The 22093-nt window shown below is 65.5% G+C and carries 18 protein-coding genes; 8 read left to right on the top strand and 10 right to left on the bottom strand.

Annotated elements, in window-relative coordinates:
* Positions 1-49 precede the first annotated feature (49 nt).
* The 5 genes from tpx to APT59_RS11345 all read left to right on the top strand — a co-directional run bounded on the left by tpx (position 50) and on the right by APT59_RS11345 (position 9676).
* Positions 50-550, top strand: coding sequence for a thiol peroxidase (tpx, locus tag APT59_RS11365; protein ID WP_059314939.1), 501 nt, complete (start codon positions 50-52; stop codon positions 548-550).
* A 159-nt stretch (positions 551-709) separates the two neighbouring features.
* On the top strand, positions 710-1945 hold the full coding sequence (locus tag APT59_RS11360) for an MdtA/MuxA family multidrug efflux RND transporter periplasmic adaptor subunit (RefSeq protein WP_059314938.1): 1236 nt from the start codon (positions 710-712) through the stop codon (positions 1943-1945).
* 9 nt (positions 1946-1954) lie between these two features.
* Positions 1955-5086 carry a multidrug efflux RND transporter permease subunit gene (locus APT59_RS11355; protein WP_059314937.1) on the top strand — a complete coding sequence of 1044 codons (3132 nt, stop codon included), beginning with the start codon at positions 1955-1957 and terminating at the stop codon, positions 5084-5086.
* Position 5087: 1 nt separating this feature from the next.
* Entirely contained in the window at positions 5088-8198 is a 3111-nt protein-coding gene (locus tag APT59_RS11350) for an efflux RND transporter permease subunit (protein WP_059316878.1), read from the top strand.
* Complete coding sequence (locus APT59_RS11345; RefSeq protein ID WP_059314936.1) at positions 8195-9676, top strand: efflux transporter outer membrane subunit; 1482 nt, start codon at positions 8195-8197, stop codon at positions 9674-9676. The genes APT59_RS11350 and APT59_RS11345 overlap by 4 nt, the downstream gene beginning before the upstream one ends.
* 51 nt (positions 9677-9727) lie before the next feature.
* Here APT59_RS11345 and APT59_RS11340 read toward each other — a convergent pair whose 3' ends face one another.
* On the bottom strand, positions 9728-10039 hold the full coding sequence (locus APT59_RS11340; RefSeq protein WP_058765123.1) for an SCP2 sterol-binding domain-containing protein: 312 nt from the start codon (positions 10037-10039) through the stop codon (positions 9728-9730).
* 260 nt (positions 10040-10299) lie between these two features.
* Here APT59_RS11340 and sohB point away from each other — a divergent pair, with 260 nt between their 5' ends.
* The gene (gene sohB, locus APT59_RS11335; RefSeq protein ID WP_059314935.1) at positions 10300-11325 is read left to right on the top strand and encodes a protease SohB; all 1026 of its coding nucleotides are present in this window, start codon (positions 10300-10302) and stop codon (positions 11323-11325) included.
* Between the two features lie 41 nt (positions 11326-11366).
* The gene (locus APT59_RS11330) at positions 11367-12359 is read left to right on the top strand and encodes a YhdH/YhfP family quinone oxidoreductase (protein ID WP_059314934.1); all 993 of its coding nucleotides are present in this window, start codon (positions 11367-11369) and stop codon (positions 12357-12359) included.
* 57 nt (positions 12360-12416) lie between these two features.
* Here APT59_RS11330 and APT59_RS11325 read toward each other — a convergent pair whose 3' ends face one another.
* The 9 genes from APT59_RS11325 to APT59_RS11285 form a co-directional block, all read right to left on the bottom strand.
* Positions 12417-12917: a DUF934 domain-containing protein gene (locus tag APT59_RS11325; protein ID WP_059314933.1), complete on the bottom strand. Its 501-nt coding sequence runs from the start codon at positions 12915-12917 to the stop codon at positions 12417-12419.
* Positions 12901-14559: a nitrite/sulfite reductase gene (locus APT59_RS11320; protein WP_059314932.1), complete on the bottom strand. Its 1659-nt coding sequence runs from the start codon at positions 14557-14559 to the stop codon at positions 12901-12903. The genes APT59_RS11325 and APT59_RS11320 overlap by 17 nt, the downstream gene beginning before the upstream one ends.
* A gap of 202 nt (positions 14560-14761) precedes the next feature.
* Complete coding sequence (gene efeO, locus APT59_RS11315) at positions 14762-15577, bottom strand: iron uptake system protein EfeO (RefSeq protein WP_059314931.1); 816 nt, start codon at positions 15575-15577, stop codon at positions 14762-14764.
* A 21-nt stretch (positions 15578-15598) separates the two neighbouring features.
* On the bottom strand, positions 15599-16891 hold the full coding sequence (efeB, locus tag APT59_RS11310) for an iron uptake transporter deferrochelatase/peroxidase subunit (RefSeq protein WP_059314930.1): 1293 nt from the start codon (positions 16889-16891) through the stop codon (positions 15599-15601).
* The gene (efeO, locus tag APT59_RS11305) at positions 16888-18087 is read right to left on the bottom strand and encodes an iron uptake system protein EfeO (RefSeq protein ID WP_082696334.1); all 1200 of its coding nucleotides are present in this window, start codon (positions 18085-18087) and stop codon (positions 16888-16890) included. The genes efeB and efeO (APT59_RS11305) overlap by 4 nt, the downstream gene beginning before the upstream one ends.
* Positions 18084-18941 (bottom strand): iron uptake transporter permease EfeU, encoded by an 858-nt coding sequence (efeU, locus tag APT59_RS11300; RefSeq protein WP_059314928.1) that lies wholly within the window; start codon positions 18939-18941, stop codon positions 18084-18086. The genes efeO (APT59_RS11305) and efeU overlap by 4 nt, the downstream gene beginning before the upstream one ends.
* 150 nt (positions 18942-19091) lie before the next feature.
* Complete coding sequence (locus tag APT59_RS11295; RefSeq protein WP_059314927.1) at positions 19092-20114, bottom strand: hypothetical protein; 1023 nt, start codon at positions 20112-20114, stop codon at positions 19092-19094.
* A gap of 51 nt (positions 20115-20165) precedes the next feature.
* Entirely contained in the window at positions 20166-20570 is a 405-nt protein-coding gene (locus APT59_RS11290; RefSeq protein ID WP_059314926.1) for a hypothetical protein, read from the bottom strand.
* 100 nt (positions 20571-20670) lie between these two features.
* Positions 20671-21699 (bottom strand): RNA methyltransferase, encoded by a 1029-nt coding sequence (locus tag APT59_RS11285; protein ID WP_059314925.1) that lies wholly within the window; start codon positions 21697-21699, stop codon positions 20671-20673.
* Between the two features lie 85 nt (positions 21700-21784).
* On the opposite strand from APT59_RS11285, the gene APT59_RS11280 reads away from it, so the two are divergent.
* Positions 21785-22087 carry a DUF1883 domain-containing protein gene (locus tag APT59_RS11280; RefSeq protein ID WP_007158402.1) on the top strand — a complete coding sequence of 101 codons (303 nt, stop codon included), beginning with the start codon at positions 21785-21787 and terminating at the stop codon, positions 22085-22087.
* Positions 22088-22093 lie beyond the last annotated feature (6 nt).

The following is a 22093-nucleotide window of genomic DNA, read 5'->3' as shown; positions in this document are numbered from 1 at the left end:
CGGAAAACGTGTTTACTCCCTGTCCCGTCTCATGAGAAAGGAGCAGTTCATGGCAACCGTCAATTTGCGCGGCAATCCGGTCGAGGTGCAGGGCAACCTGCCGCAGCCCGGGCAGCAGGCGCCGGCCTTCAGCCTGGTCAATGGCGATCTGCAGGACATCACCCTGGCCAGCCTCGCCGGCAAGCGCAAGGTGCTCAACATCTTCCCCAGCGTCGACACCCCGACCTGCGCCGCCTCGGTGCGCAAGTTCAACACCGAAGTCGACAAGCTGGATAACACCCTGGTGCTGTGCATTTCCGCCGACCTGCCGTTCGCCCAGAAGCGCTTCTGTGGCGCTGAAGGCCTGGAAAAGGTGATGAACCTCTCCACGCTGCGCGGTGCCGAATTCCTGCAGGACTATGGCGTCGCCCTGGCCAGCGGTCCGCTGCAAGGCCTGGCTGCCCGCGCCGTAGTCGTGCTGGACGAGCAGGACAAGGTGCTGCACAGCGAGCTGGTGCCCGAGATCGGCCAGGAGCCGAACTACGCGGCCGCACTCGCCGTTCTCGGCTGATTGCCGACAACCCACCGCCCAGAGCGGTGGGCGCTTCGAAACGGGCAGGCGCCTTTTGTGTCTGCCCGTTTTGCTTTAGGTAAAATCGCAGTAAAGGCGCTGGTTAGCCGTCTCGCTACTGCTTATCTTCCGCCTTCTCCAGCGTGTACGTATTCTCCGATGGCCGACTCTTCTCTCCGCTCCTCCTCCCGTCGCCGACTCGTCTGGCTGCTCGTTCTCATCGTGCTGGCGGCCGCTGGCGGCTGGTACTGGTATCACCAGCACGGGCAGAAGAGCGAGGCTGCCGCGGGCAAGGGCGCGCGCTCGCCCTTTGGCATGACCGGGCCGACGCCGGTGCGCGTGGTGGCGGTCGAGCAGCGCAGCTTTCCCATCGTGCGCCGGTCCATCGGCACGGTAACCGCGCTCAATACCGTGAACGTCCGCACTCGGGTCGCCGGTGAGCTGGTACGCGTTGCCTTCGAGGAAGGGCAGAAGGTCAAGGCCGGCGACCTGTTGGCCACCATAGATCCACGACCCTATCAGGTGGCCCTGCAGCAGGCCGAGGGCACCCTGCAGCAAAATCAGGCGCAGCTGCGCAACGCCGAGCTGGACCTCAAGCGCTATCAGGGCCTGTTCCGCGAAGACAGCATCGCCAAGCAGACGCTGGATACCCAGGAAGCCCTGGTCAACCAGTATCGCGGCACCCTCAAGAACAGCCAGGCCGCGGTGGCCGATGCCAAGCTGAATCTGGCCTTCACCCAGATCAAGGCGCCCATCGCCGGCCGCGTCGGCTTGCGTCAGCTCGACGGCGGCAACCTGCTGTCCGCCAACGACAGCACCGTGGTGGCCGTCATCACCCAGACCCAGCCGATTTCGGTGGTCTTCACCCTGCCGGAAAGCCAGCTCGGCGAGTTGCTCAAGCGAGCCCGTGCCGGCCAGACCCTGCCAGTGGAGGCGTGGGACCGCGGCGGTGCACGCAAGGTCGCGGACGGTACCCTGCAGAGCTTCGACAACCAGATCGATACTGCCACCGGTACGCTCAAGTTCCGGGCCCGTTTCGCCAATGGCGACGAGGCACTGTTCCCCAATCAGTTCGTGACCGTCCGGGTGCGCGAGCAGGTGCTGGACCAGGCGCTGGTGGTGCCTTCGGCAGCCATCCAGTTCGGCTCCAATGGCACCTTCGCCTATGTGGTGGGGCCCGACAACAAGATCCAGGTCCGTAGCCTCAAGCTGGGTCCGGATGACGGTAGCCTCACCGTGGTCACCGAAGGCCTGGCCGCCGGCGACCGCGTGGTGACCGAAGGCACCGACCGGTTGCGCGAGGGCAACGAGGTGGAAGTGGTCACCGGGGCTTCGGCGGCGCCCAGCGAACCGGCCAAGCCGGCGGTACGCAAGCCCGGCAAGACCCAGGGCTGATCGGCCGCGATGGATATCTCGCGCCCCTTCATCCTGCGCCCGGTCGCCACCACCCTGTTGATGGTGGCACTGCTCATCGCCGGTCTGCTGGCCTATCGCCTGCTGCCGGTCGCGGCCTTGCCGCAGGTGGACTATCCCACTATCCGGGTGCTCACCCTCTATCCCGGCGCCAGTCCCGATGTCATGACCAGTGCCGTCACCGCGCCGCTGGAGCGTCAGTTCGGGCAGATGCCAGGCCTGTCGCAGATGGCCTCGACCAGCTCCGGCGGCGCCTCGGTCATCACCCTCAGGTTCAACCTGGAACTGGACCTGTCGGTCGCCGAGCAGGAAGTCCAGGCCGCGATCAACGCGGCCAACAACCTGCTGCCCAACGATCTGCCGGCGCCACCGGTGTACAACAAGGTCAATCCGGCCGATACGCCCATCGTCACCCTGGCGATCAGCTCCAGGACGCTGCCGCTGCCCACGCTCTATGACCTGGTCGACACCCGCATGGCGCAGAAGCTCGCCCAGGTGACCGGGGTCGGCATGGTCAGCCTCGCCGGTGGCCAGCGCCCGGCGGTGCGCATCCAGGTCGATCCGGACAAGCTCGCGGCCCATAACCTGACCCTGGCCGATGTGCGCAGCCTAGTCACCAGCGAGAACACCAACCAGCCCAAGGGCAGCTTCGACGGCCCCACCCGGGTGGCTACCCTGGACGCCAACGACCAGTTGCGCGATCCCAAGGCCTATGGCGATCTGATCCTCAACTACGCCGACAACGGCGCCCTGCGTCTCGGGGATGTGGCCACCATCGCCCAGGGCGCGGAAAACGACCGCCTGGCCGCCTGGGCCAATCGCAGCGGTGCCATCCTGGTCAACGTCCAGCGTCAGCCTGGCGCCAATGTCATCCAGACCGTCGACCGCATCCAGGCGCTGCTGCCGAGCCTCAAGGAAAGCCTGCCGGCCGGCCTCGACATCGCCGTGCTCAGTGACCGTACCGAGACCATTCGCGCCGCTGTCACCGACGTCCAGCACGAGATGCTGCTGGCGGTAGGGCTGGTGGTGATGGTCACCTTCGTTTTCCTGCGCCGGTTCAGCGCCACCCTGATTCCCTCGGTCACGGTGCCGCTGTCGCTGATCGGCACCTTCGGCGCCATGTACCTGGCCGGCTTCTCGCTGAACAACCTGTCGCTGATGGCCCTGACCATCGCCACCGGCTTCGTCGTCGACGACGCCATCGTCATGCTGGAAAACATCTCCCGGCATCTGGAAGAGGGCGCCACGCCAATGGAGGCGGCGCTCAAGGGCGCCCGGCAGATCGGCTTTACCCTGGTGTCCCTGACCGTTTCGCTGATCGCCGTTCTCATCCCGCTGCTGTTCATGCAGGACGTGGTGGGCCGACTGTTCCGCGAATTTGCCATCACCCTGGCGGTGGCCATCCTTATCTCCCTGGTGATCTCCCTGACGCTCACACCGATGATGTGCGCGCGGCTGCTCAAGCGCGAGGAAGCCGCCGAGCACCAGCTGGTCTGGCTGGAGCGGCTGATTGCCGGCTACGGCCGCGCGCTGCGCTGGTCGCTGGCGCACCGGGCACTGATGCTGCTGCTGGCCGTGGCGACCTTCGTACTGACAGCCGTGCTCTACCTGCTGGTGCCTAAGGGGTTCTTTCCGGCCCAGGATACCGGCTCGATCCAGGGCATCACCGAGGCGCCCCAGTCCATTTCCTTCCGCGGCATGAGCGAACGCCAGCAGGCCCTGGCCGCGGTGGTGCTCCAGGATCCGGCGGTGGCGAGCCTGTCTTCCTATATCGGCGTCGATGGTGACAACGTCACTCTCAACAGCGGTCGCATGCAGATCAACCTCAAGCCGCAGAGCGAGCGCGACGTCACCGCCCAGGAGGTGATCGACCGCCTGCGGCCCGAGGTCGCCAAGGTAGTGGGTATCACCCTCTACATGCAGCCGGTGCAGGACCTCAGCGTCGAGGACCGGGTCAGCCGCACCCAGTACCAGCTGAGCCTGGACTCGCCGGATGCCAACCTGCTCGACACCTGGGTACCGCGCCTGACCGAGGCCCTGCGGGAGCGTCCGGAACTCACCGATGTCACCAGCGACTTGCAGAACAAGGGGCTGCAGCTGTACCTGACCATCGATCGCGACGCCGCGGCGCGTCTGGGTGTGCAGGTCTCGGCCATCACCGACGCCCTCTACGACGCCCTGGGTCAGCGGCAGATCTCGACCATCTACACCCAGGCCAACCAGTACCGGGTGGTGCTGGTCAGTGCCGCTGCCGACAGCCTCGGACCGGATGCCCTGAGCCAGGTCTGGGTGAAGGCGGGCGGTGGTACCTCTTCCAGCGGCAGCAGTGGTACCGGCACGGCCAGCACGACCGAAACCACCACGGACACCAGTCGCGCCCCGGTGCGGCTGTCCAGCCTGGTGAAGATGGAGCAGCGACCGACCCGCCTGGTGATCAATCACCTGAGCCAGTTCCCGGCGGTGACCCTGTCCTTCAACCTGGCGAACGGTGTTTCCCTGGGTGCCGCGGTGGCGGCCATCGACGCGGCCAAGCAGGAGATCGGCCTGCCGGTGGGCATCAACACCCACTATCAGGGCGCGGCAGCGGCCTTCCAGGCTTCGCTGTCCAGCACCCTGCTGCTGATCCTGGCGGCGGTGGTGGTCATGTACATCGTGCTGGGGGTGCTCTACGAGAGCTTCATCCACCCCCTGACCATCCTCTCGACGCTGCCGTCGGCGGCCATCGGCGCCTTGCTGGCGCTGTTGCTGACCGGCAACGACCTGGGCCTGATCGCGGTGATTGGCATCATCCTGCTGATCGGTATCGTCAAGAAGAACGCCATCATGATGATCGACTTCGCCCTCGACGCCGAACGGCACCAGGGCCTGAAGCCGGAGGAGGCCATCTACCAGGCCGCGCTGCTGAGATTCCGGCCGATTCTCATGACCACCCTGGCCGCGCTGTTCGGCGCGGTGCCGCTGATGCTGGCGACCGGTGCCGGTGCCGAATTGCGCCAGCCGCTCGGCCTGGTGATGGTGGGTGGCCTGCTGGTCAGCCAGGTACTGACGCTGTTCACCACCCCGGTGATCTACCTGGCCTTTGACCGCCTGGGCGAGCGCCTGGGTCGGCGCAGGGCGGCCTGACGTGAATCTTTCGGCGCCTTTCATCGCCCGGCCGGTGGCGACCCTGCTGCTGAGCCTGGCCTTGCTGCTGCTCGGTGCCATCGCCTTCCGGCTACTGCCGGTCGCGCCCCTGCCGCAGATGGATTTCCCGACCATCACGGTGTCGGCGACGCTGTCCGGTGCCAGTCCTCAGGTGATGGCTTCCAGCGTGGCGACGCCCCTGGAGCGCTCGCTGGGCACCATAGCCGGCATCAGCTCCATGACCAGCCGGAGCAGCCAGGGCTCGACCCAGATCATCATCCAGTTCGATCTGGACAAGAACGTCAACACCGCTGCCCGCGAGGTGCAGGCGGCCATCAATGCCTCGCGCAACCTGCTGCCCAGCGGCATGCGCCAGATGCCGCGCTATCGCAAGGTCAATCCGTCCCAGGCACCCATCATGGTGTTCTCCCTGACCTCGAAGACCCTGAGCAAGGGCGAGCTCTATGACCTTGCTTCGACGGTACTAGCCCAGAGCCTGTCCCAGGTCAACGGGGTCGGCGAGGTACAGATCGGCGGTAGCTCCCTGCCGGCGGTACGCATCGAGCTGGAGCCGCGACAGCTGGAGCACTATGGGCTGGCGCTGGACGACGTCCGTACCGCGATCAACAGCGCCAATCAGCGCCGACCCAAGGGCGCGGTGGCCAATGACGAGCACAACTGGCAGATCCAGGCCAACGATCAGCTGTTCAAGGCTGCCGACTATGCGCCGCTGATCATCCGCTACCAGGATGGCGCGGCGCTGCGCCTGCGCGATGTCGCCAAGGTCAGCGACGCTGTGGAGGACCGCTACAACGCCGGCTTCTACAACGACCAGAGCGCGGTACTGCTGGTGGTCAACCGGCAGGCCAACGCCAACATCATCGAGACCATCGCTGCGCTCAAGGCGCGCCTGCCGGCGCTGGAGGCCATCGTCCCGGCCAGTGCCCGGATGGAAGTGGCCATGGACAGGTCGGGGGTGATCAAGGCCACCCTGCACGAAGCCGAGCTGACCCTGGTCATCGCCGTCTTCCTGGTGATCGGCGTGGTCTGGCTGTTCCTCGGTCGCCTGCGCAGCGCGGTGATCCCGGCTCTGGCGGTGCCCATCTCGCTGGTGGGCACCTTCGCCGTCATGTACGTCCTCGGCTTCTCGCTCAACACCCTGTCGCTGATGGCGCTGATCCTGGCGGCGGGGCTGGTGGTGGACGATGCCATCGTGGTGCTGGAAAACATCGCCCGGCACATCGACAACGGCATGGCGCCGCTCAAGGCCGCCTACCAGGGCACCCGCGAGGTGGGCTTCACCCTGTTGTCGATGAACGTTTCCCTGGTGGCCGTCTTCGTCGCCATTCTCTTCATCGGCGGCATCGTCGAGAAGCTGTTCCGCGAGTTCTCCCTGACCCTGGCCGCTGCCATCCTGGTCTCCCTGGTGGTGTCCCTGACGCTGACGCCCATGCTGTGCGCCCGCTGGCTCAGGCCCCATGATCCCACCAACGAGAGCCGGCTGCAGCGCTTCAGCGAGCGTGCCCATCGGCGCCTGGTGGCCGGCTACGACCGGACCCTCGGCTGGGCATTGCGCCATCGCCGGCTGACCCTGCTGAGCCTGATCGCCACCATAGCGCTCAACGTGGTGCTCTATGTGGTGGTGCCCAAGACCTTCATGCCGCAGCAGGACACCGGGCAACTGATCGGTTTCATCCGTGGCGACAACGCCCTGTCGTTCCAGGTCATGCAGCCCAAGATCGAGATCCTGCGCAAGTCGCTGCTGGCCGATCCGGCGGTGGACAGCGCCTCCGGCTTCGTCGGCAGCTCCGGTTCCGGCAGCGGGGTTAACAACGCGGTGATGCTGATCCGCCTCAAGCCCATCGCCGAGCGCAAGCTGGATGCGCAAAAGGTCATCGAGCGCATCCGCGCCAATGCGCCCAAGGTGCCAGGCGCCCAACTCTTCCTCATGGCCGACCAGGACCTCAGATTCGGCGGTCGCCAGCAGAGCACCTCGTCCTACGAGTACAACCTGCTCTCCGGCGATGTCCAGCTGCTGCAGGTCTGGCAACCCAAGGTGCTGGCCGCGCTCAAGGCACTGCCAGAGCTGACCGCGGTGGATGGACGCGAGGGCAGTACCCAGCAGATCACCCTGCAGATCGACCGGGAGAAGGCCAAGCGGCTGGGTGTGGACATGGAGACCGTCGCCGCGGTGCTCAACAACTCCTTTGCCCAGCGGCAGATCTCGACCATCTACGAGCCGCTCAACCAGTACAAGGTGGTGATGGAGATCAACCCGCGCTATGCCCAGGACCCGACCGTCCTGGACCAGATCCGCGTCATCACCAGTCGCGGCGCCCAGGTGCCGCTGTCGGCTTTCGCCCATTACACCAACAGCCTCGCCGAGGACCGCGTCACCCACGACGGCCAGTTCGCCTCGGAAAGCATCAACTTCGATCTGGCGCCGAACGTCAGCCTGGAGCAGGCGACCCGCGCGGTGCAGCGTGCGGTGGCCGCCATCGGATTGCCGACCGATGTCCAGGGCCGCCTGGGCGGATCCGCCAACATCTTCGCCAGTACCGTCTCCGGGCAGCCGCTGATGATCCTCGGCGCCCTGGTGCTGGTCTACATCGTGCTCGGCGTGCTCTACGAGAGCTACGTGCATCCGCTGACCATTCTTTCGACGCTGCCGTCGGCAGGGGTAGGGGCCTTGCTGGCCATCCAGGTCACGGGTGGCCAGTTCAGCCTGATTTCCATGCTTGGCCTGTTCCTGTTGATCGGGGTGGTGAAGAAGAACGCCATCATGATGGTGGACCTGGCGCTGCAATTGGAACGCCAGCAGGGGCTGACGCCGGAGGAGGGCATTCGCCAAGCCTGCCTGCTGCGTCTGAGGCCGATCCTGATGACCACCATGGCCGCCATCCTGGGCGCCGTGCCGCTGCTGATCGGCAATACCGAAGGCGCCGAGATGCGCCAGCCACTGGGCCTGGTGATCGTCGGGGGCCTGGTCTTGAGCCAGATCCTCACGCTCTACACCACTCCGGTGGTCTATCTCTATTTCGAACGCCTGCGCCGCCGCGTCAATCGCTGGCGCGGCATCCGTACCGACGCTGCCCTGGATACGCCGCTATGACCCCACTCCTGCGCCTGCCGACGCTGACCCTGGCACTGTTGCTGGCCGGCTGTACCCTGGGCCCGGACTACCAGCGACCAACCACCACGGTGCCGGTCGCGTATCGGCATGCCGAGGGCTGGCAGGCTGCCGCGCCCAAGGACCTGGACATCCGCGGGGATTGGTGGCGCCGCTATGATGATCCGACCCTGGATCGCCTGATGGTCCAGCTTAACCAGCGCAACCAGAGTCTGGCCCAGGCCGAAGCCACCTATCGGCAATCCCTTGCGCTGGTGCGCCAGGCACGAGCCTCGCTGTTTCCCACCCTGTCCAGCAGCCTGGGCGCGACCCGCTCCGGTCGCGGCGGCGGTTCGGGCAGCAACACCGTCATCCGCAATTCCAGTGGGACCAGCAGTACCTTCAGCAGTGGAGGCGTCAGCACCATCAACAACTCCTACGACGCCAGCCTCGGCGTGAGCTGGGAGGTCGATCTCTGGGGGCGCGTGCGCCGCCAGGTGGAATCGGATCGGGCCACTGCCCAGGCCAGCGCCGCGGAGCTGGCGGCTACCCGCCTGAGTCTGCAGACGCAACTGGCCACCAACTACCTCCAGCTACGGGTGCTGGACGCCCAGCAGCGTCTGCTCGACGCCACCGTGGCGGCCTATGAGCGTTCCCTGCGGCTGACCCAGAACCAGTATCGCGCCGGCATCGTCACCCCGGCCGACGTCGCCCAGGCCACTACCCAGCTCAAGAGCACCCAGGCCGACGCCATCGACCTCCGGTACCAGCGCGCCCAGCTGGAGAACGCCATCGCGGTGCTGGTGGGTGAGGTACCCGCCAACTTCCAGCTGGCTGCGGTGAAGGCCATTCCCCAACTGCCACCGCTGCCGAGCGCCGTGCCCTCGGCGCTGCTGGAACGGCGGCCGGACATCGCCCAGGCCGAGCGCCAGGTCATGGCCGCCAATGCCGCCATCGGCGTGGCGGAAGCCGCCTACTATCCCGACCTGACCCTGAGCGCCAGCGGCGGCTACAGCGCGAGTCAGTGGGGCAGCCTGGTGAGCACGCCGAATCGCTTCTGGTCGATCGGACCGTCCTTTGCCCTGGCACTGTTCGATGGTGGGCTGCGCCGGGCCCAGGTGGAGTCCGCCGAGGCCAGTTACGATGCCCGCGTAGCCGGCTATCGCCAGACCGTGCTCGACGGTTTCCGCGAGGTGGAAGACTACCTGGTGCAGCTGCGGACCTATGACGACGAGGCCGGCGTGCGTCAGGAGGCCCTGGACGCCGCGCGCCGTGCCCTGCAGCTGGCGGAGAACCAGTACCAGGCCGGGCTGATCGACTACCTCAATGTGGTCACCCTGCAGACCACCGCCCTGAGCAACGAACGCACCAACCTGACCCTGCTGGGCAGTCGCCTCAGCACCAGCGTCCAGCTGATCGCGGCGCTCGGTGGTGGCTGGGACGGCAACCTCACCCCGCCCGCGCCGCCGCGGCGGCCCTGATCCCAGCCAAGAAAAAGCCGGGCGATTGCCCGGCTTTTTCTTGGCTGACGCTTAGTTGGGGAAGAGTTCGCCCAGCTTCATGCTCAGCATCATGTTGCCTTCGACGCGCAGCTTGCCCGACATGAAGGCCTGCATGCCGTCGGTCTCGCCGCTGACAATGCCGGCCAGGGTGGCCTGGTCCATGATCAGGGTGCAGTCCGGGTCGGCCGCATCGCCCTGCTGGACGTCGCAAGTACCGTCCTTGATGACCACGTAGTAGTTGTCACCGCCCTCGACGTCGAACTGATAGGTGAGATCCAGGCCGGCCGCGGCGGAGGGATCGAACTTGCTCTTCAGGGTGGCGATGGCATCGGCTGCGCTCATGGGCGAGGGTCCTTGTGGTCTTTATCGGTAAGGCCAGGTCATGGTGATCTGGCAGGGGCACGCGACCGAGGGTAGGGGGCGGCAGGAGCCCTGTCAACGGATATTCATACGCTTGTTTGAAAGCTCGGAGGTCTAGCACGACCTGATCCAGGCGGTCGAGGGTGCGGCCTGGAGAGCAGGCTGGAGGTCGCCGAGTTTCTATCGGTCCGATGACTCGGTATGCTGGGCAGGGCACTGCTGCCGCCATCCTAGGAGAGTCCGTGGAGTTTCTTGCCGACTATGCCAGTTTCCTGGCCAAAACCGTCACCGTGGTGGTCGCCATCATCGCCGTGCTGCTGTTCACCGCCGCCGTCCGTGGCCGCAATCGGCGCAGCTCGGCCGGCCAGCTTCAGGTCCAGAAGCTCAACGACTTCTATCGCGATCTACGCCTGAGATTGCAGCAGAGCGTGCTGGGCAAGGAAGCCTTCAAGGCGCTGCGCAAACGTGAGACCAAGGCCGAAAAAACCAAACGCAAGAGCGAGTCCGGCAAGGCGCGGGTTTATGTGCTCGATTTCCACGGCGACATCAAGGCCACGGCCAACGAACACCTGCGCAACGAGATCACCGCGGTGTTGACCCTCGCCACACCCAAGGACGAGGTGGTGGTGCGCCTGGAAAGCGGCGGTGGCCTGGTGCACAGCTATGGCCTGGCTGCCTCGCAACTGGCGCGCATCCGCCAGGCGGGAATCCCGCTGACCATCTGCGTCGACAAGGTGGCGGCCAGCGGCGGCTACATGATGGCCTGCATTGGCGACCGTATCCTCAGCGCGCCTTTCGCCATCCTCGGCTCCATCGGCGTGGTTGCCCAGCTGCCCAACGTCCATCGCCTGCTGAAGAAGCATGATGTGGACTTCGAGGTGTTCACCGCTGGCGAATACAAGCGCACCGTTACCGTGTTCGGCGAGAACGATGAGAAGGGCAAGGAAAAATTCCAGCACGACCTGGACACCACCCATGTCCTGTTCAAGAACTTCGTTGCCCACTATCGACCGCAACTCAACATCGACGAGGTCGCCACCGGCGAGGTCTGGCTGGGCCAGGCCGCACTCGGCAAGCAACTGGTGGACGAGTTGCGCACCAGTGACGAATACCTGGCGGAGCGGGCCCAGGTGGTCGAGGTCTTTTCCCTGCGTTTCGTCGAGAAGAAGTCGCTGCCCGAACGCCTGGGTATGGCCGCAAGCCTCGGCGTCGATCGCCTGGTGACCACCTGGTGGGAGCGCCTGGCCGAGTCGACTCGCTGGCGCTGAGGTCGATAACTCCATAACAAGATTTCGAGGGAGGATCTGCGATGAGCAATTTCCAGGCGCTCTGGGTGACCGAAGGGGCCCATGGCGCTTTCCGGCAAGAGGTGGTGACGCGCACCCTGGACGACCTGCCCGAGGGTGAGGTGCTGATCCGGGTGCGCTACTCATCGCTCAACTACAAGGATGCGCTGTCGGCCATCGGCAACCGCGGCGTGACCCGGCGTTATCCCCATACCCCCGGCATCGACGCCGCCGGCGTGGTGGAAGCCTCCAGCGCCGCCGAATTCGCCGTCGGCGATGAGGTCATCGTCACCGGCTATGACCTGGGCATGAATACGGCGGGTGGTTTCGGCCAGTACGTCCGCGTTCCGGCGGCCTGGGTGATTCGCCGTCCGCACAACCTTGGCCTGCGGGAAGCCATGGTGCTGGGCACTGCCGGTCTCACCGCGGCCCTTTGCGTCGAGAAGCTCGAACAGATGGGCCTGACTCCCGAGGCGGGCACCGTGCTGGTGACCGGTGCCAGCGGTGGCGTCGGCAGCCTGGCGGTCAAGCTGTTGGCCCGGCTTGGCTACCACGTCGCCGCATCGACCGCCAAGCTGGAGCGGGCGGAGTGGCTGCATCGGCTGGGCGCCCGCCAGATCCTCGATCGCGCGACCCTGGCCGACGGCGTCGGCAAGCCGCTGCTAGATCAGCAGTGGGCCGGGGCGGTGGATACCGTGGGTGGTGACATCCTCTTCAACGTCATCAAGTCGCTGGAGTACGGCGGCAGTGTCGCCTGCTGTGGCATGACCGCTGGCACCACATTCGAAGCGGGGGTCTTTCCCTTCATCCTGCGCGGAGTGAATCTGCTGGGCGTCGATTCCGTCGAGTTGCCACTGATGGCCAAGGCCGCGCTCTGGGACAAGCTTTCGGTGCAATGGAAGCTGGACGACCTGGACAGCCTGACCCGGGAGATCGGCCTCGAAGAACTGCCCGATACCATCAGCCAGATCCTGGCGGGAAAGATGGTAGGTCGCGTGGTGGTCGATCTCGGTTGAGCGATCCCAGGCAAAAGAAAACCCGCCGCGGCGGGTTTTCTTTTGCGTCCGAGGCGGTCAGGCCTGACGACGGCGGAACAGCGGTTCTGGCTGATCCACTGCGCTCTGGTAGGTCACGCTGAAGTCGCGCAGACCGGCCAGGGCCGCTTCCGGATCACGATCGGCACGGATCACGTACGCATCGAAGCCACAGCGCTTGAGAAAGAACAGCTGGTCCTGCAGGACATCACCAATGGCGCGCAGCTCGCCGGTCCAGCCGAAGCGTTCGCGCAGCAGGCGGGCATAGGAATAGCCGCGCCCATCGACGAACGCCGGGAAGTTGATGGCGATCAGGGCGAAGTGCTCCAGATCGCCAGCGATGCTCTCCGGCTCTTCGTCGCTGTCCAGCCAGATACCCAGGCGGCCGTCGCGGCAGGTGAGGGCATGGCCGTGTTCCAGCCACAGCGCGGCCGGAATGATCACGTCGTCGCTGTTGGGGACGTCTTCGAAGGCGACGTCCTTGGGTAGCAGGTGCCAGTTGTCGGTGACCAGCTGGTCGCCCTTAATGATTCTTTGCATAGACGCGCTCCTTGAAGGGGTCGATACCGATACGACGGTAGGTGTCGATGAAGCGCTCGTCTTCGGTGCGTTGCTCGACGTAGACGTTGATCAGCTTGCCGATCACCTCGGGCATCTGGTCCTGGGCGAAGGAGGGGCCGAGGATCTTGGCCAGGGTGGCGTCACGGCCGGCGTCGCCGCCCAGGGATACCTGGTAGAACTCCTCGCCCTTCTTGTCCACGCCAAGGATGCCGATGTGGCCGACGTGGTGGTGGCCGCAGGCGTTCATGCAGCCGGAGATGTTGAGGTCCAGCTCGCCGATGTCGAACAGATAGTCCAGGTCGTCGAAACGGCGCTGGATGGATTCGGCGATGGGGATCGACTTGGCGTTGGCCAGGGAGCAGAAGTCGCCACCGGGGCAGCAGATGATGTCGGTCAAGAGGCCGACGTTGGGCGTGGCGAAGCCATGCTCGCGCAACTCGTGCCAGAGCTCCAGCAGCTGGTCCTGACGGACGTCGGCGAAGATGACGTTCTGCTGGTGGGAGGTACGCAGCTCGCCGAAGCTGTAGCGATCGGCAAGGTCGGCCATGGCATCCAGCTGGCGGTCGGTGACGTCACCCGGCGCCACGCCGGTGGGCTTGAGTGACAGGGTCACGGCAACATAGCCCGGACGCTTGTGGCGGAAGGTGTTGCGCTGCCGCCAGCGGGCGAAGCCGGGGTGCTCGGCGTCCAGGCGGGCGAGGGCCTCGTCCTGGTCCTGCAGGTCGGCATAGGCCGGGTCGACGAAGAAGGCCGAGACCCGTGCGACCTCGGCGTCGGTCAGGGTGATGGGGCCGTCCTTGAGATGGGCCCATTCGGCCTCGACCTTCTCGGCGAAGACCTCGGCGCCCAGTGCCTTGACCAGGATCTTGATGCGCGCCTTGAACTTGTTGTCCCGGCGACCATAGCGGTTGTAGACCCGCAGCGTGGCTTCCAGGTAGCTGAGCAGGTGCTGCCAGGGCAGGAATTCGCGAATGAACGCACCGGTATGGGGGGTACGGCCCTGACCGCCACCGACCAGGACGCGGAAGCCCAGCTCGCCGGCGTCGTTACGCACCGCTTCCAGGCCGATGTCGTGCACCTCGATGGCGGCGCGGTCCAGGGCAGCGCCATTGACGGCGATCTTGAACTTGCGCGGCAGGAAGGCGAACTCGGGGTGGAAGGTCGACCACTGGCGGATGATCTCGCACCAGGGGCGCGGATCGACCAGCTCGTCATGGGCGACACCAGCGAACTGGTCGGTGGTGGTGTTGCGGATGCAGTTGCCGCTGGTCTGGATGGCATGCATCTGCACGGTGGCCAGCTCGGCAAGGATCTCGGGGACGTCTTCCAGCTCCGGCCAGTTGAACTGGAAGTTCTGGCGGGTACTGATGTGGGCGTAGCCCTTGTCGTAGTCGCGAGCGATCTGCGCCAGCTTGCGCACCTGTTTGGTGTTCAGCAGGCCATAGGGTACGGCGACGCGCAGCATGGGCGCATAGCGCTGGATATAGAGACCGTTCTGCAGGCGCAACGGGCGGTATTCCTCACCGCCGAGCTCTCCGGCCAGGAAGCGGCGGGTCTGGTCGCGAAACTGGGCGACACGTTCTTCGACGATCCGCTGATCGTACTGATCGTAAACGTACATGGTCATCCTGCTGTCAGGCGGCGCGCACGGCTGCGCGTGATCGAAGTCTTGGGCACCCGAAGGGTGCTCTGGCGACTTTTCTAGGTCGTGCACGATAGCAGCAGGTCTATATGCTTAAAAGCGATGTTTCTTTATATATAAATCTATTCCGGCGATAAGCGAGGACCAGGTGGGCGGCGCCGGATGCCGCCCACCTGGGGCCTTAATTGAGGCCCAGCTTTCCGCGCAAGGTGGAGAGGTCTTCGGCCAGGGTATTGACCGGGCCGACCAGGGCCTTGCGATCACGTTCGCTGACCTTGTCGTAGGTCTCGAAGCCGCCATCCTTGGTCTTGTACTTGGCCAGGATCTTGTCGACGGTGGCGAAGTTCTTGTCGACCTTGGCGACGAAGGCCTTGTCCTGCTTCTCTATCTGCGGGCGGAACAGGTCGACGATCTTCTTGGCGCCGTCGACGTTGGCCTGGAAATCGTACAGATCGGTATGGCTGTAGCGTTCTTCCTCGCCCGACACCTTGGTCGCCGCCACTTCCTCCATCAGCGCCGCGGCGCCACCCACGACCTTTTCCGGCGGGAAGGTCAGGCCGTCGACGCGGCTCTGCAGGTCCTTGACGTCCTCCAGCAGCTTGTCGGCGAGGGGCCCCTGGCCCTCGGTGGTGTTCTGGGTGAAGAGGGCGTGTTCCAAGCGGTGGAAGCCGGTGAAGTCCTCGGATTTGACGCCTTGTTCATGGTCGTCTTCACGGGAGTCGATGGCGGCGTCCAAGTCGCTGAAGAGTTCGGCGATGGGCTCGACCTGTTCGTAGGAGACCCGCGTCGGCGCATAGAGCTTGCGCGCGGTAGCCAGGTCGCCGCGTTTGACCGCTGCGGTGAAGGCCTGGGTCTGCTCGGTGAGCTTGGCCAGGTTGTCGGTGACGTAGATCTTGTAGTCGGAGATGGGGCCGACCAGATCCAGCGGCGAGTTGGCGGCGAAGGCCGGCGTAGCCAGGGCCATACCGAGGGCAACGGCGAGGAACGAGCGTTTCATTCGACTTCTCCTGTCGAGGGTTTAAAGCGGTGCGGCTGCCAGCAGGCTGCGGCCGAGATAGTCCTTTGGATCGGTGATGCCTGGCAGCACGAAGAAGTAACCGCCGCCGATGGGCTTGATGTATTCCTCCAGGGGCTCGCCATCCAGGCGTTTCTGCACGGCGATGAAGCCCTGTTCCAGGTCCGCCTGGTAGGCGATGAACAGCAGGCCCATGTCGAGCTGGCCGTTCTTGCGCACGCCATTGGAGTAGTTGAAGGGGCGGCGCAGGATCAGGTTGCGCTGGCTCTCCGGGGTGCGGGGATTGGCCAGGCGGATGTGGGCGTCCAGCGGCGTGACCTTGCCCTTGGGGTCGCTCGCGTAGTCCGGCACGTCGGTCTCGTGACCGCCGGCCATGGGGGCGCCACTGGCCTTGCGCCGGCCGAAGATGGCCTCCTGCTCCTGCAGCGGCGTGCGATCCCAGCGCTCGACGAAATTGCGGATGATGCGTACCGCCTGGTAGCTGCCCTGGGCAGCCCAGGCAGGCTCACCGCTGTCGGGCTGGACCCAGACGATGCGATCCATCGCCTGTCGGTCGGTGGAGTCTGGATTGGCGGAACCGTCGCGAAAGCCCAGGAAGTTGCGCGCGCTCTCCGCCGGTTGTCCGGGCGGCGGATCCTGCACCGGCACGCTACCTTCCTGCTTCCAGCGGATCACCAGGAGGTCGGGCAGGTTCTTCAGGATGTCGCGCAGGGCGTGGATGTTGGTGTCCGGGGTGTTGGCGCAGAACTGCAGGCAGAGATCGCCATGGCAGCAGTCCGCTTCCAGGGCGTCGTTGGGAAAGCCGGTCATGCGCTGCAGCTGCCGCGGCTTGACCTCGCTCAGGCCGAAACGATCATCGAACAGCGACTCGCCCACCGAGACGGTGACGGTGAGATTGTCCGGCGTCACCACCGGGCCGAGGATGCCCGAATCCAACGGCGGCAGCTTGGGATCCACCTCGGGGACCGGGCCGCCCTGCATCAGGAAGCGAATGCGCTCGTCGAGGGTACGCAGCAGCCGTTCCAGGTCTTCACGGTCATTAGCCAGCACATCGAAGGCCACGATCATCCCAGCAGCCGGGCGCGGGGTGACGATGCCGCTCTGATGCCGGCCGAAGAAGTCCTGGTGCTGATGGGTATTGGCGCTGCCAGGGGCGCGGGTCACCTCGGCGGTGCTGGCCGCCCGGGCATGCATCGGGCAGAGGCCGGCGCCGGCCAGGGCCAGGCCGGTGGCGCCGAGGCCACCCAGCAGGCGGCGACGGTCGATGTTGGGCTGATCGGGGGCGGACTTCTTCATGGCATGGTCTTGGTCGCGGCAAGGCCCAGGGCCGGGGCGACCTGGTCGAGGGAGTCGGCCAGGGCCTGGGCCGCCGTAGCGATGCGGTGGCGGTCGTCGGTGGACAGGGCGGTGTAGGGGCGCTGGACATCGCCCAGGGCGTCAGCGAAGGCCTGGGCCTGGGTGTCGAGGCGCTGTTGCAGATCCGCATGACCCTTGCTCAGCAGCGGACGCAGCAGGTCGATCACCTTGCGGGTACCTTCCAGGTTGGCGGCGAAGCCTGGCAGGACGAGTTGGCTGTAGCGTTCTTCCTCACCCGAAATCCGGGTGCTGGCCAGGTTGTGCAGCAGGCACGCGGCATTGCCGCTGAGCTGCTCGGGTGGCAGCGACTGGCCGAGGAGCGCATCGCGCAGTGCGCCGGCGTCCTGGTGCAAACGGTCGGCGACCGGCTCCAGGTCCTGGGTGCTGTTGCCAGCGAACAGGCCTTGTTCGAGGCGATGGAAGCCACCAAAGGCCGGATCCTGTTCGCGCTTTTCGTAGTAGTCGGCGCGGGCATTGAGGCGATTGTCCAGCTCGGCGAAGCGCTGCGCGGTCGCCGCCAGGCGCTGATAGGGCAGGCGGGCAGCGGCATAGGCGGCACGCGCCTGCGTCAGGTCACCCGCGGCCAGCGCCTGCTGCAGGGTGGCGATGCCCTGCAGAAACAGCCGGCTCTGCTGATTCAGGTAGACGCGGTATTCCGACAAGGGACCAACGAATTGGGTCAGGGTCGGGCCCGCCTTGCTGGCGGCTTCCGATGCGGCCGTGGGCAGCACCTTCAGCGTCCCGCGCGGATTGCTCAGGAGGCCGCAGGTGATGGCGTAGTCCCCGGGCGCCAGGGTGGCATTGATGACCTGGCTGAGGCCGGGGGCGATGTTCTCGCGCTCCTCGACCACCAGGACGCCATCGAGGATCTCCCACTCCACCGCTCGATCCGAACGGTTGACGATGCGGAAGCGTGCTGGCCCGGCGGGTACTTCGAGCGCGTTGGGTTCGCAGCGGTTGGCCAGGATCTCGACCCTGACTTCGCCATCGCCCACCTCGGCATGGCGCTGGCCAGCCGAGCGCGAGGCATAGTAGAAGGCAGCGGCCGCCACGATCAGCAGGGTCGCGGAGCCAATCACGGCCAGGCGCATCGCCAGTGAGCTGCTCTTCGGCGGATGAGGGGTGGGGTTACTCACGACGGGCGCTCCAGCGAGGCGTTGGAAGTAGCGGTGATCGGGCGCTGGGGCGGCGCCGGGGTGCGGAAGAACAGCGGCAGGGTCACGGCCAGGAACAGCAGATAGGCGCCGAGGGTGCTGACGGTGGGAGTGTCCTGGTAGCCGAACATGCCGGACAGCACGGTGCCGATCGGGCCGTCCGCGGGCAGCAGGTGGCTCCAGTCGAAGACCACCTGCTGCAGCGCATTCCACAGCCCGGCCTCATGCAGGGCCTTGATCGAATTGGTGAACAGGCCGGCGGCGACGAAGAGAATGAACAGGCCGGTGAAGCGAAAGAACTTGCCCAGGTTCAGCCTTACACCGCCGGTATAGAGGCCATAGCCCACCGCGATGGCGATGATCAGCCCCAGCAGGGCGCCCAGGGGCGCACCGGGGCCAGCGCTCTGCTGAAAGATGGCGAGCAGGAAGAACACGGTTTCCAGGCCCTCGCGCGCGACGGCCAGGAACACCATGCCGATCAGGGCATAGACCTGGTTGCGTGAGGCGGACAGGGCATTTTCCAGGGAGTCGTGCAGCTCGGTCTTGATCGAGCGCGCCGCCTTGCGCATCCAGAACACCATGGAGGTGAGGATGGCGGTGGCGGCCAGGCCGACGATCGCCTCGAACAGCTCCTGCTGGCGTTGCGGAAATTCGGCACTGGCCAGCTGCAGGCCGGCGCCGACGAACAGCGACAGGGCAGCAGCCAGCATCACGCCGATCCAGACCGCGGGCATCCAGTGTCCGCGACCGGTACGTTGCAGGTAGCTGGCGATGATGCCAACGATAAGCGCCGCTTCGATGCCTTCGCGGAGCATGATCAAAAAGGGAACGAGCATGAAAGCTATCACCGACATAAGCGAAGGGGCGCGAAGGCGCCCGGAGGTCGGTGATTTGTATCACAATGATTCGGATTGTTAAATGAGGATGATTCTCGTGCCGCTAGAATCCGCTTAGTTGCTTGCAGCGGATCACGGTGCTGGCAGGATTCAGGCTTGGAAGACCACCGCGGTATCCGGCGCCTTGCCGGTGGCGAAGCGGCGAATCTCGCGCCAGTTGCGCAGGTCGACCACTGCCAGCTGGTTGTCTTCCAGCGCGGCGAACAGACGTTCACCCCGGGCGTCGAGATTGAGCCCCGGCACGGCGCTACCCATGGGCAGATAGGCGACTTCGGCGAGGGTATCGGGCCGGAGCAGCGAAAGACTCTTGTCCGCCAGATTGGAGACCAGCAGGCGACCATCTGGCAGCGCAGCCACGCGCACGGCTTCGCCACGCAGCTTGATCTGGTGGATGGGGGTCAAGTCGCGGGCGTCCAGCGCATGGAGGATGCCGGCGAACCGATCCAGCACATAGAAGATGCGCTCGTCGGGACTCAGGCAGCAGCCTTCCGGCGCCTGGCCGAGATATTTCTTCACCGGTAGCACGGCCGGATTATGCGCATCCACCAGGATCACCAGGCCGCTGAGGGTATCGGCGACATAGGCGCGACGCCCATCGCGGGTCAGCACGAAGTAGTGGCTGCGGGTACCGCCCACCGGGACGATCTGACTGGGTGATTCGGCGGTGGCGGGCTGGTCGAAGCGAATGAGCAGCGAATCGGTCTCGCTGAGCACATAGAGGCGACCCTGGTCATCCAGGCGCATGCCGTGCAGGCGGTGATAGGGCGACAGGTCGATGGACCGTACCAGTCGGCGCTCGGCCAGATCGATCACGCTGACCTGATGCCCCCCTTCGCCGGGTGCCTGCCAGCTCTTGACGCCATATTGGCCGACATAGGCATAGCGGCCTTGGCGATCGGCGACGATCTCATGGGGCTGCTCGGGTAGCTCAAGGCTGCCGATGCGCTTGCCATCGGCCAGACGATAGAAGCCAAGGCCGGGGGCTTCCTTCTCGACCAGGGCGAGGTATTCATCGCTCGCCGCGAATGCGTGGAGCGGATAGCCGCCCAGCAGGGGCAGGGCGGCGCTGCCAGCCAGCAGGCCGAGGGTCTGACGGCGATTCAGATGGGGCATAGGAAGTCTCCCGATGGGCAAGCCTCCCTGCCAGGGTCAAGCGAATCCGTGCTACTCGAATAGACCCTTGAACCAGGTCCAAACTCCGAAGGAGTAGTCGGGAAAGATGTCGATGCCCAGCGCGGACTTCAGCAGATAGAGCAGCACCAGACCCACGAGACCGCAGGCCAGCAGGATCGCCGCCAGCACCGTGGCCTTGCCGAGCAGGGACAATTCCTGCTCCAGGCGCGAGAGCTGACGGTAGTTGCGACCGGCGAGGAAGACGAAGTAGTAACGCCGGTGCCAGAACTTGACGGTGCCGCGCAGATCGACGCTGTGCTTGCCCCAGCTGCGGGTGCCGAAGGCCAGCTTGAGGGCTTCCAGCTGCTCCTCGGTAAAAGATTCGCGCAGCTCTTCGGGCAGGCGTTCCTTCAGACCGGCGATGAAGGGGTCGTGGCGTTTGATGCGATCCTGCATGGAAAAACTTCCCTCTGAATGGTGCGAGTGCACTCTGAGGGGCCGCCCGGCCTGGCGTTCCGCCACACCTGATGGGCGGGGCCAGTCGCAGGACGATCGGTCAGGCGCTGACGCGTCTTGGCCGCAGCACCTCGGCCCGGGCCCGTAACTGGCCGCAACCGCCATCGACATCCTGGCCGGCGGAATTGCGCACCTTGGTGAGGAGGCCGCGGCTGTGCAGGTAGCGCACGATCTGCACGATGCGCTCGCCAGCGGGGCGCTGGTAGTCATCCACCTCCAGGCTGTTGTAGGGGATCAGATTGAGCACGCCGTATTTGCCCTTCATCAGGCGCAGCAGTTCGTCCATCTCTTCCTGACTGTCGTTGATGCCGGCGAGGAGCGTCCACTGGTACTGGATCGGATAGCCGATCAGTCGGGCATAGGCTTCACCCTGTTCGATCAGCTCGCCCGGTTCGTAGCGCGGCGCCTTGGGCAGCAGGTGGGCCCGGCGCTCGGCATTGGTACTGTGCAGCGACAGCGCCAGTGCCGGCCTGACCGCCTGCTGGGGCAGTCGCTCGAATACCCGTGGATCGCCGACAGTGGAAAACACCAGGTTGCGATGGCCGATACCGCCGGCGGTGCCCAGCAGGTCGATGGCTTCCAGTACGTTGTCCAGGTTGTGCGCAGGCTCGCCCATGCCCATGAAGACGACCTTCTTGACCGCCCTGATCCGTCGCGCCAGGGCGACCTGGGCGACGATCTCGGCACTGCCCACCTGGCGCAGCAGGCCGCTCTTGCCGGTCATGCAGAAGACGCAGCCCACTGCGCAGCCAACCTGGGACGACACACAGAGCCCGTCACGGGGCAACAGCACACTTTCCACCGCCTGACCGTCGCCCAGGGTCACCAGCATCCGTGCCGAACCGTCAGCGCCGGGATGTTCCGACGTGACCCGCGCCAGTCCTTCCAGGCGCTCGGTCAGCGCCGGGATGGCATGGCGCACCTCCAGCGGCAGGAAGTTTTCCGCCTGCTGGCGGCGAGTGCCGGTATCCAGTGGCAGGCCCTGGCACCAGGCGCGCAGGATTCTGGCGCTGTGTTTGGGCTTGGCGCCGGCATCGGCGAGCAACTGGACGACATCGGAAATACGCATGGGAAAAGGGCAGTTCGAGGGCGGGCGGGGATAATAGGACAGGGCAGGGATGCTATCCTAGTCCTTTGCAAGACGAGGACCCGTCATGAAGTTCATCCACCAGCGCGAGCATCTCAACGAGGGCGACCTGGTCGTCATCCAGAGTTCGGGGGTGTGCAACATCCGCCTGATGAACGATGCGAATTTCCGCAGCTTCAAGAACGGCGGCCGCCATACCTATCATGGCGGCGCCTTCGATACCTTTCCGGCGCGCATCACCGTACCCAGCACCGGCTTCTGGAACATCACCCTGGATACCGTCACCAAGCGGCCTATCAGCGTGACCCGCAAGCCCGACATCAAGCACTCGATCAAGATCGTCCGCCGCTCGCCCTCCGAGCTGCGCTGAGGCAGC

It is taken from the genome of Pseudomonas oryzihabitans (assembly GCF_001518815.1).
GTDB lineage: Bacteria > Pseudomonadota > Gammaproteobacteria > Pseudomonadales > Pseudomonadaceae > Chryseomonas > Chryseomonas oryzihabitans_E.
The sequence above is the reverse complement of the archived record's forward strand: the minus strand, read 5'-3'. Positions and strand labels throughout refer to the sequence as shown.

What these genes read in the sequence shown, in the direction of transcription:
- efeO (WP_059314931.1), bottom strand. Translation starts at nt 15,577, where the DNA reads ATGAAACGCTCGTTCCTCGCCGTTGCCCTCGGTATGGCCCTGGCTACG.
- APT59_RS11320 (WP_059314932.1), bottom strand. Translation starts at nt 14,559, where the DNA reads ATGTACGTTTACGATCAGTACGATCAGCGGATCGTCGAAGAACGTGTC.
- APT59_RS11325 (WP_059314933.1), bottom strand. Translation starts at nt 12,917, where the DNA reads ATGCAAAGAATCATTAAGGGCGACCAGCTGGTCACCGACAACTGGCAC.
- APT59_RS11290 (WP_059314926.1), bottom strand. Translation starts at nt 20,570, where the DNA reads ATGCAGGATCGCATCAAACGCCACGACCCCTTCATCGCCGGTCTGAAG.
- APT59_RS11345 (WP_059314936.1), top strand. Translation starts at nt 8,195, where the DNA reads ATGACCCCACTCCTGCGCCTGCCGACGCTGACCCTGGCACTGTTGCTG.
- APT59_RS11285 (WP_059314925.1), bottom strand. Translation starts at nt 21,699, where the DNA reads ATGCGTATTTCCGATGTCGTCCAGTTGCTCGCCGATGCCGGCGCCAAG.
- APT59_RS11330 (WP_059314934.1), top strand. Translation starts at nt 11,367, where the DNA reads ATGAGCAATTTCCAGGCGCTCTGGGTGACCGAAGGGGCCCATGGCGCT.
- tpx (WP_059314939.1), top strand. Translation starts at nt 50, where the DNA reads ATGGCAACCGTCAATTTGCGCGGCAATCCGGTCGAGGTGCAGGGCAAC.
- APT59_RS11340 (WP_058765123.1), bottom strand. Translation starts at nt 10,039, where the DNA reads ATGAGCGCAGCCGATGCCATCGCCACCCTGAAGAGCAAGTTCGATCCC.
- APT59_RS11295 (WP_059314927.1), bottom strand. Translation starts at nt 20,114, where the DNA reads ATGCCCCATCTGAATCGCCGTCAGACCCTCGGCCTGCTGGCTGGCAGC.
- APT59_RS11355 (WP_059314937.1), top strand. Translation starts at nt 1,955, where the DNA reads ATGGATATCTCGCGCCCCTTCATCCTGCGCCCGGTCGCCACCACCCTG.
- APT59_RS11280 (WP_007158402.1), top strand. Translation starts at nt 21,785, where the DNA reads ATGAAGTTCATCCACCAGCGCGAGCATCTCAACGAGGGCGACCTGGTC.
- efeB (WP_059314930.1), bottom strand. Translation starts at nt 16,891, where the DNA reads ATGAAGAAGTCCGCCCCCGATCAGCCCAACATCGACCGTCGCCGCCTG.
- efeU (WP_059314928.1), bottom strand. Translation starts at nt 18,941, where the DNA reads ATGCTCGTTCCCTTTTTGATCATGCTCCGCGAAGGCATCGAAGCGGCG.
- APT59_RS11360 (WP_059314938.1), top strand. Translation starts at nt 710, where the DNA reads ATGGCCGACTCTTCTCTCCGCTCCTCCTCCCGTCGCCGACTCGTCTGG.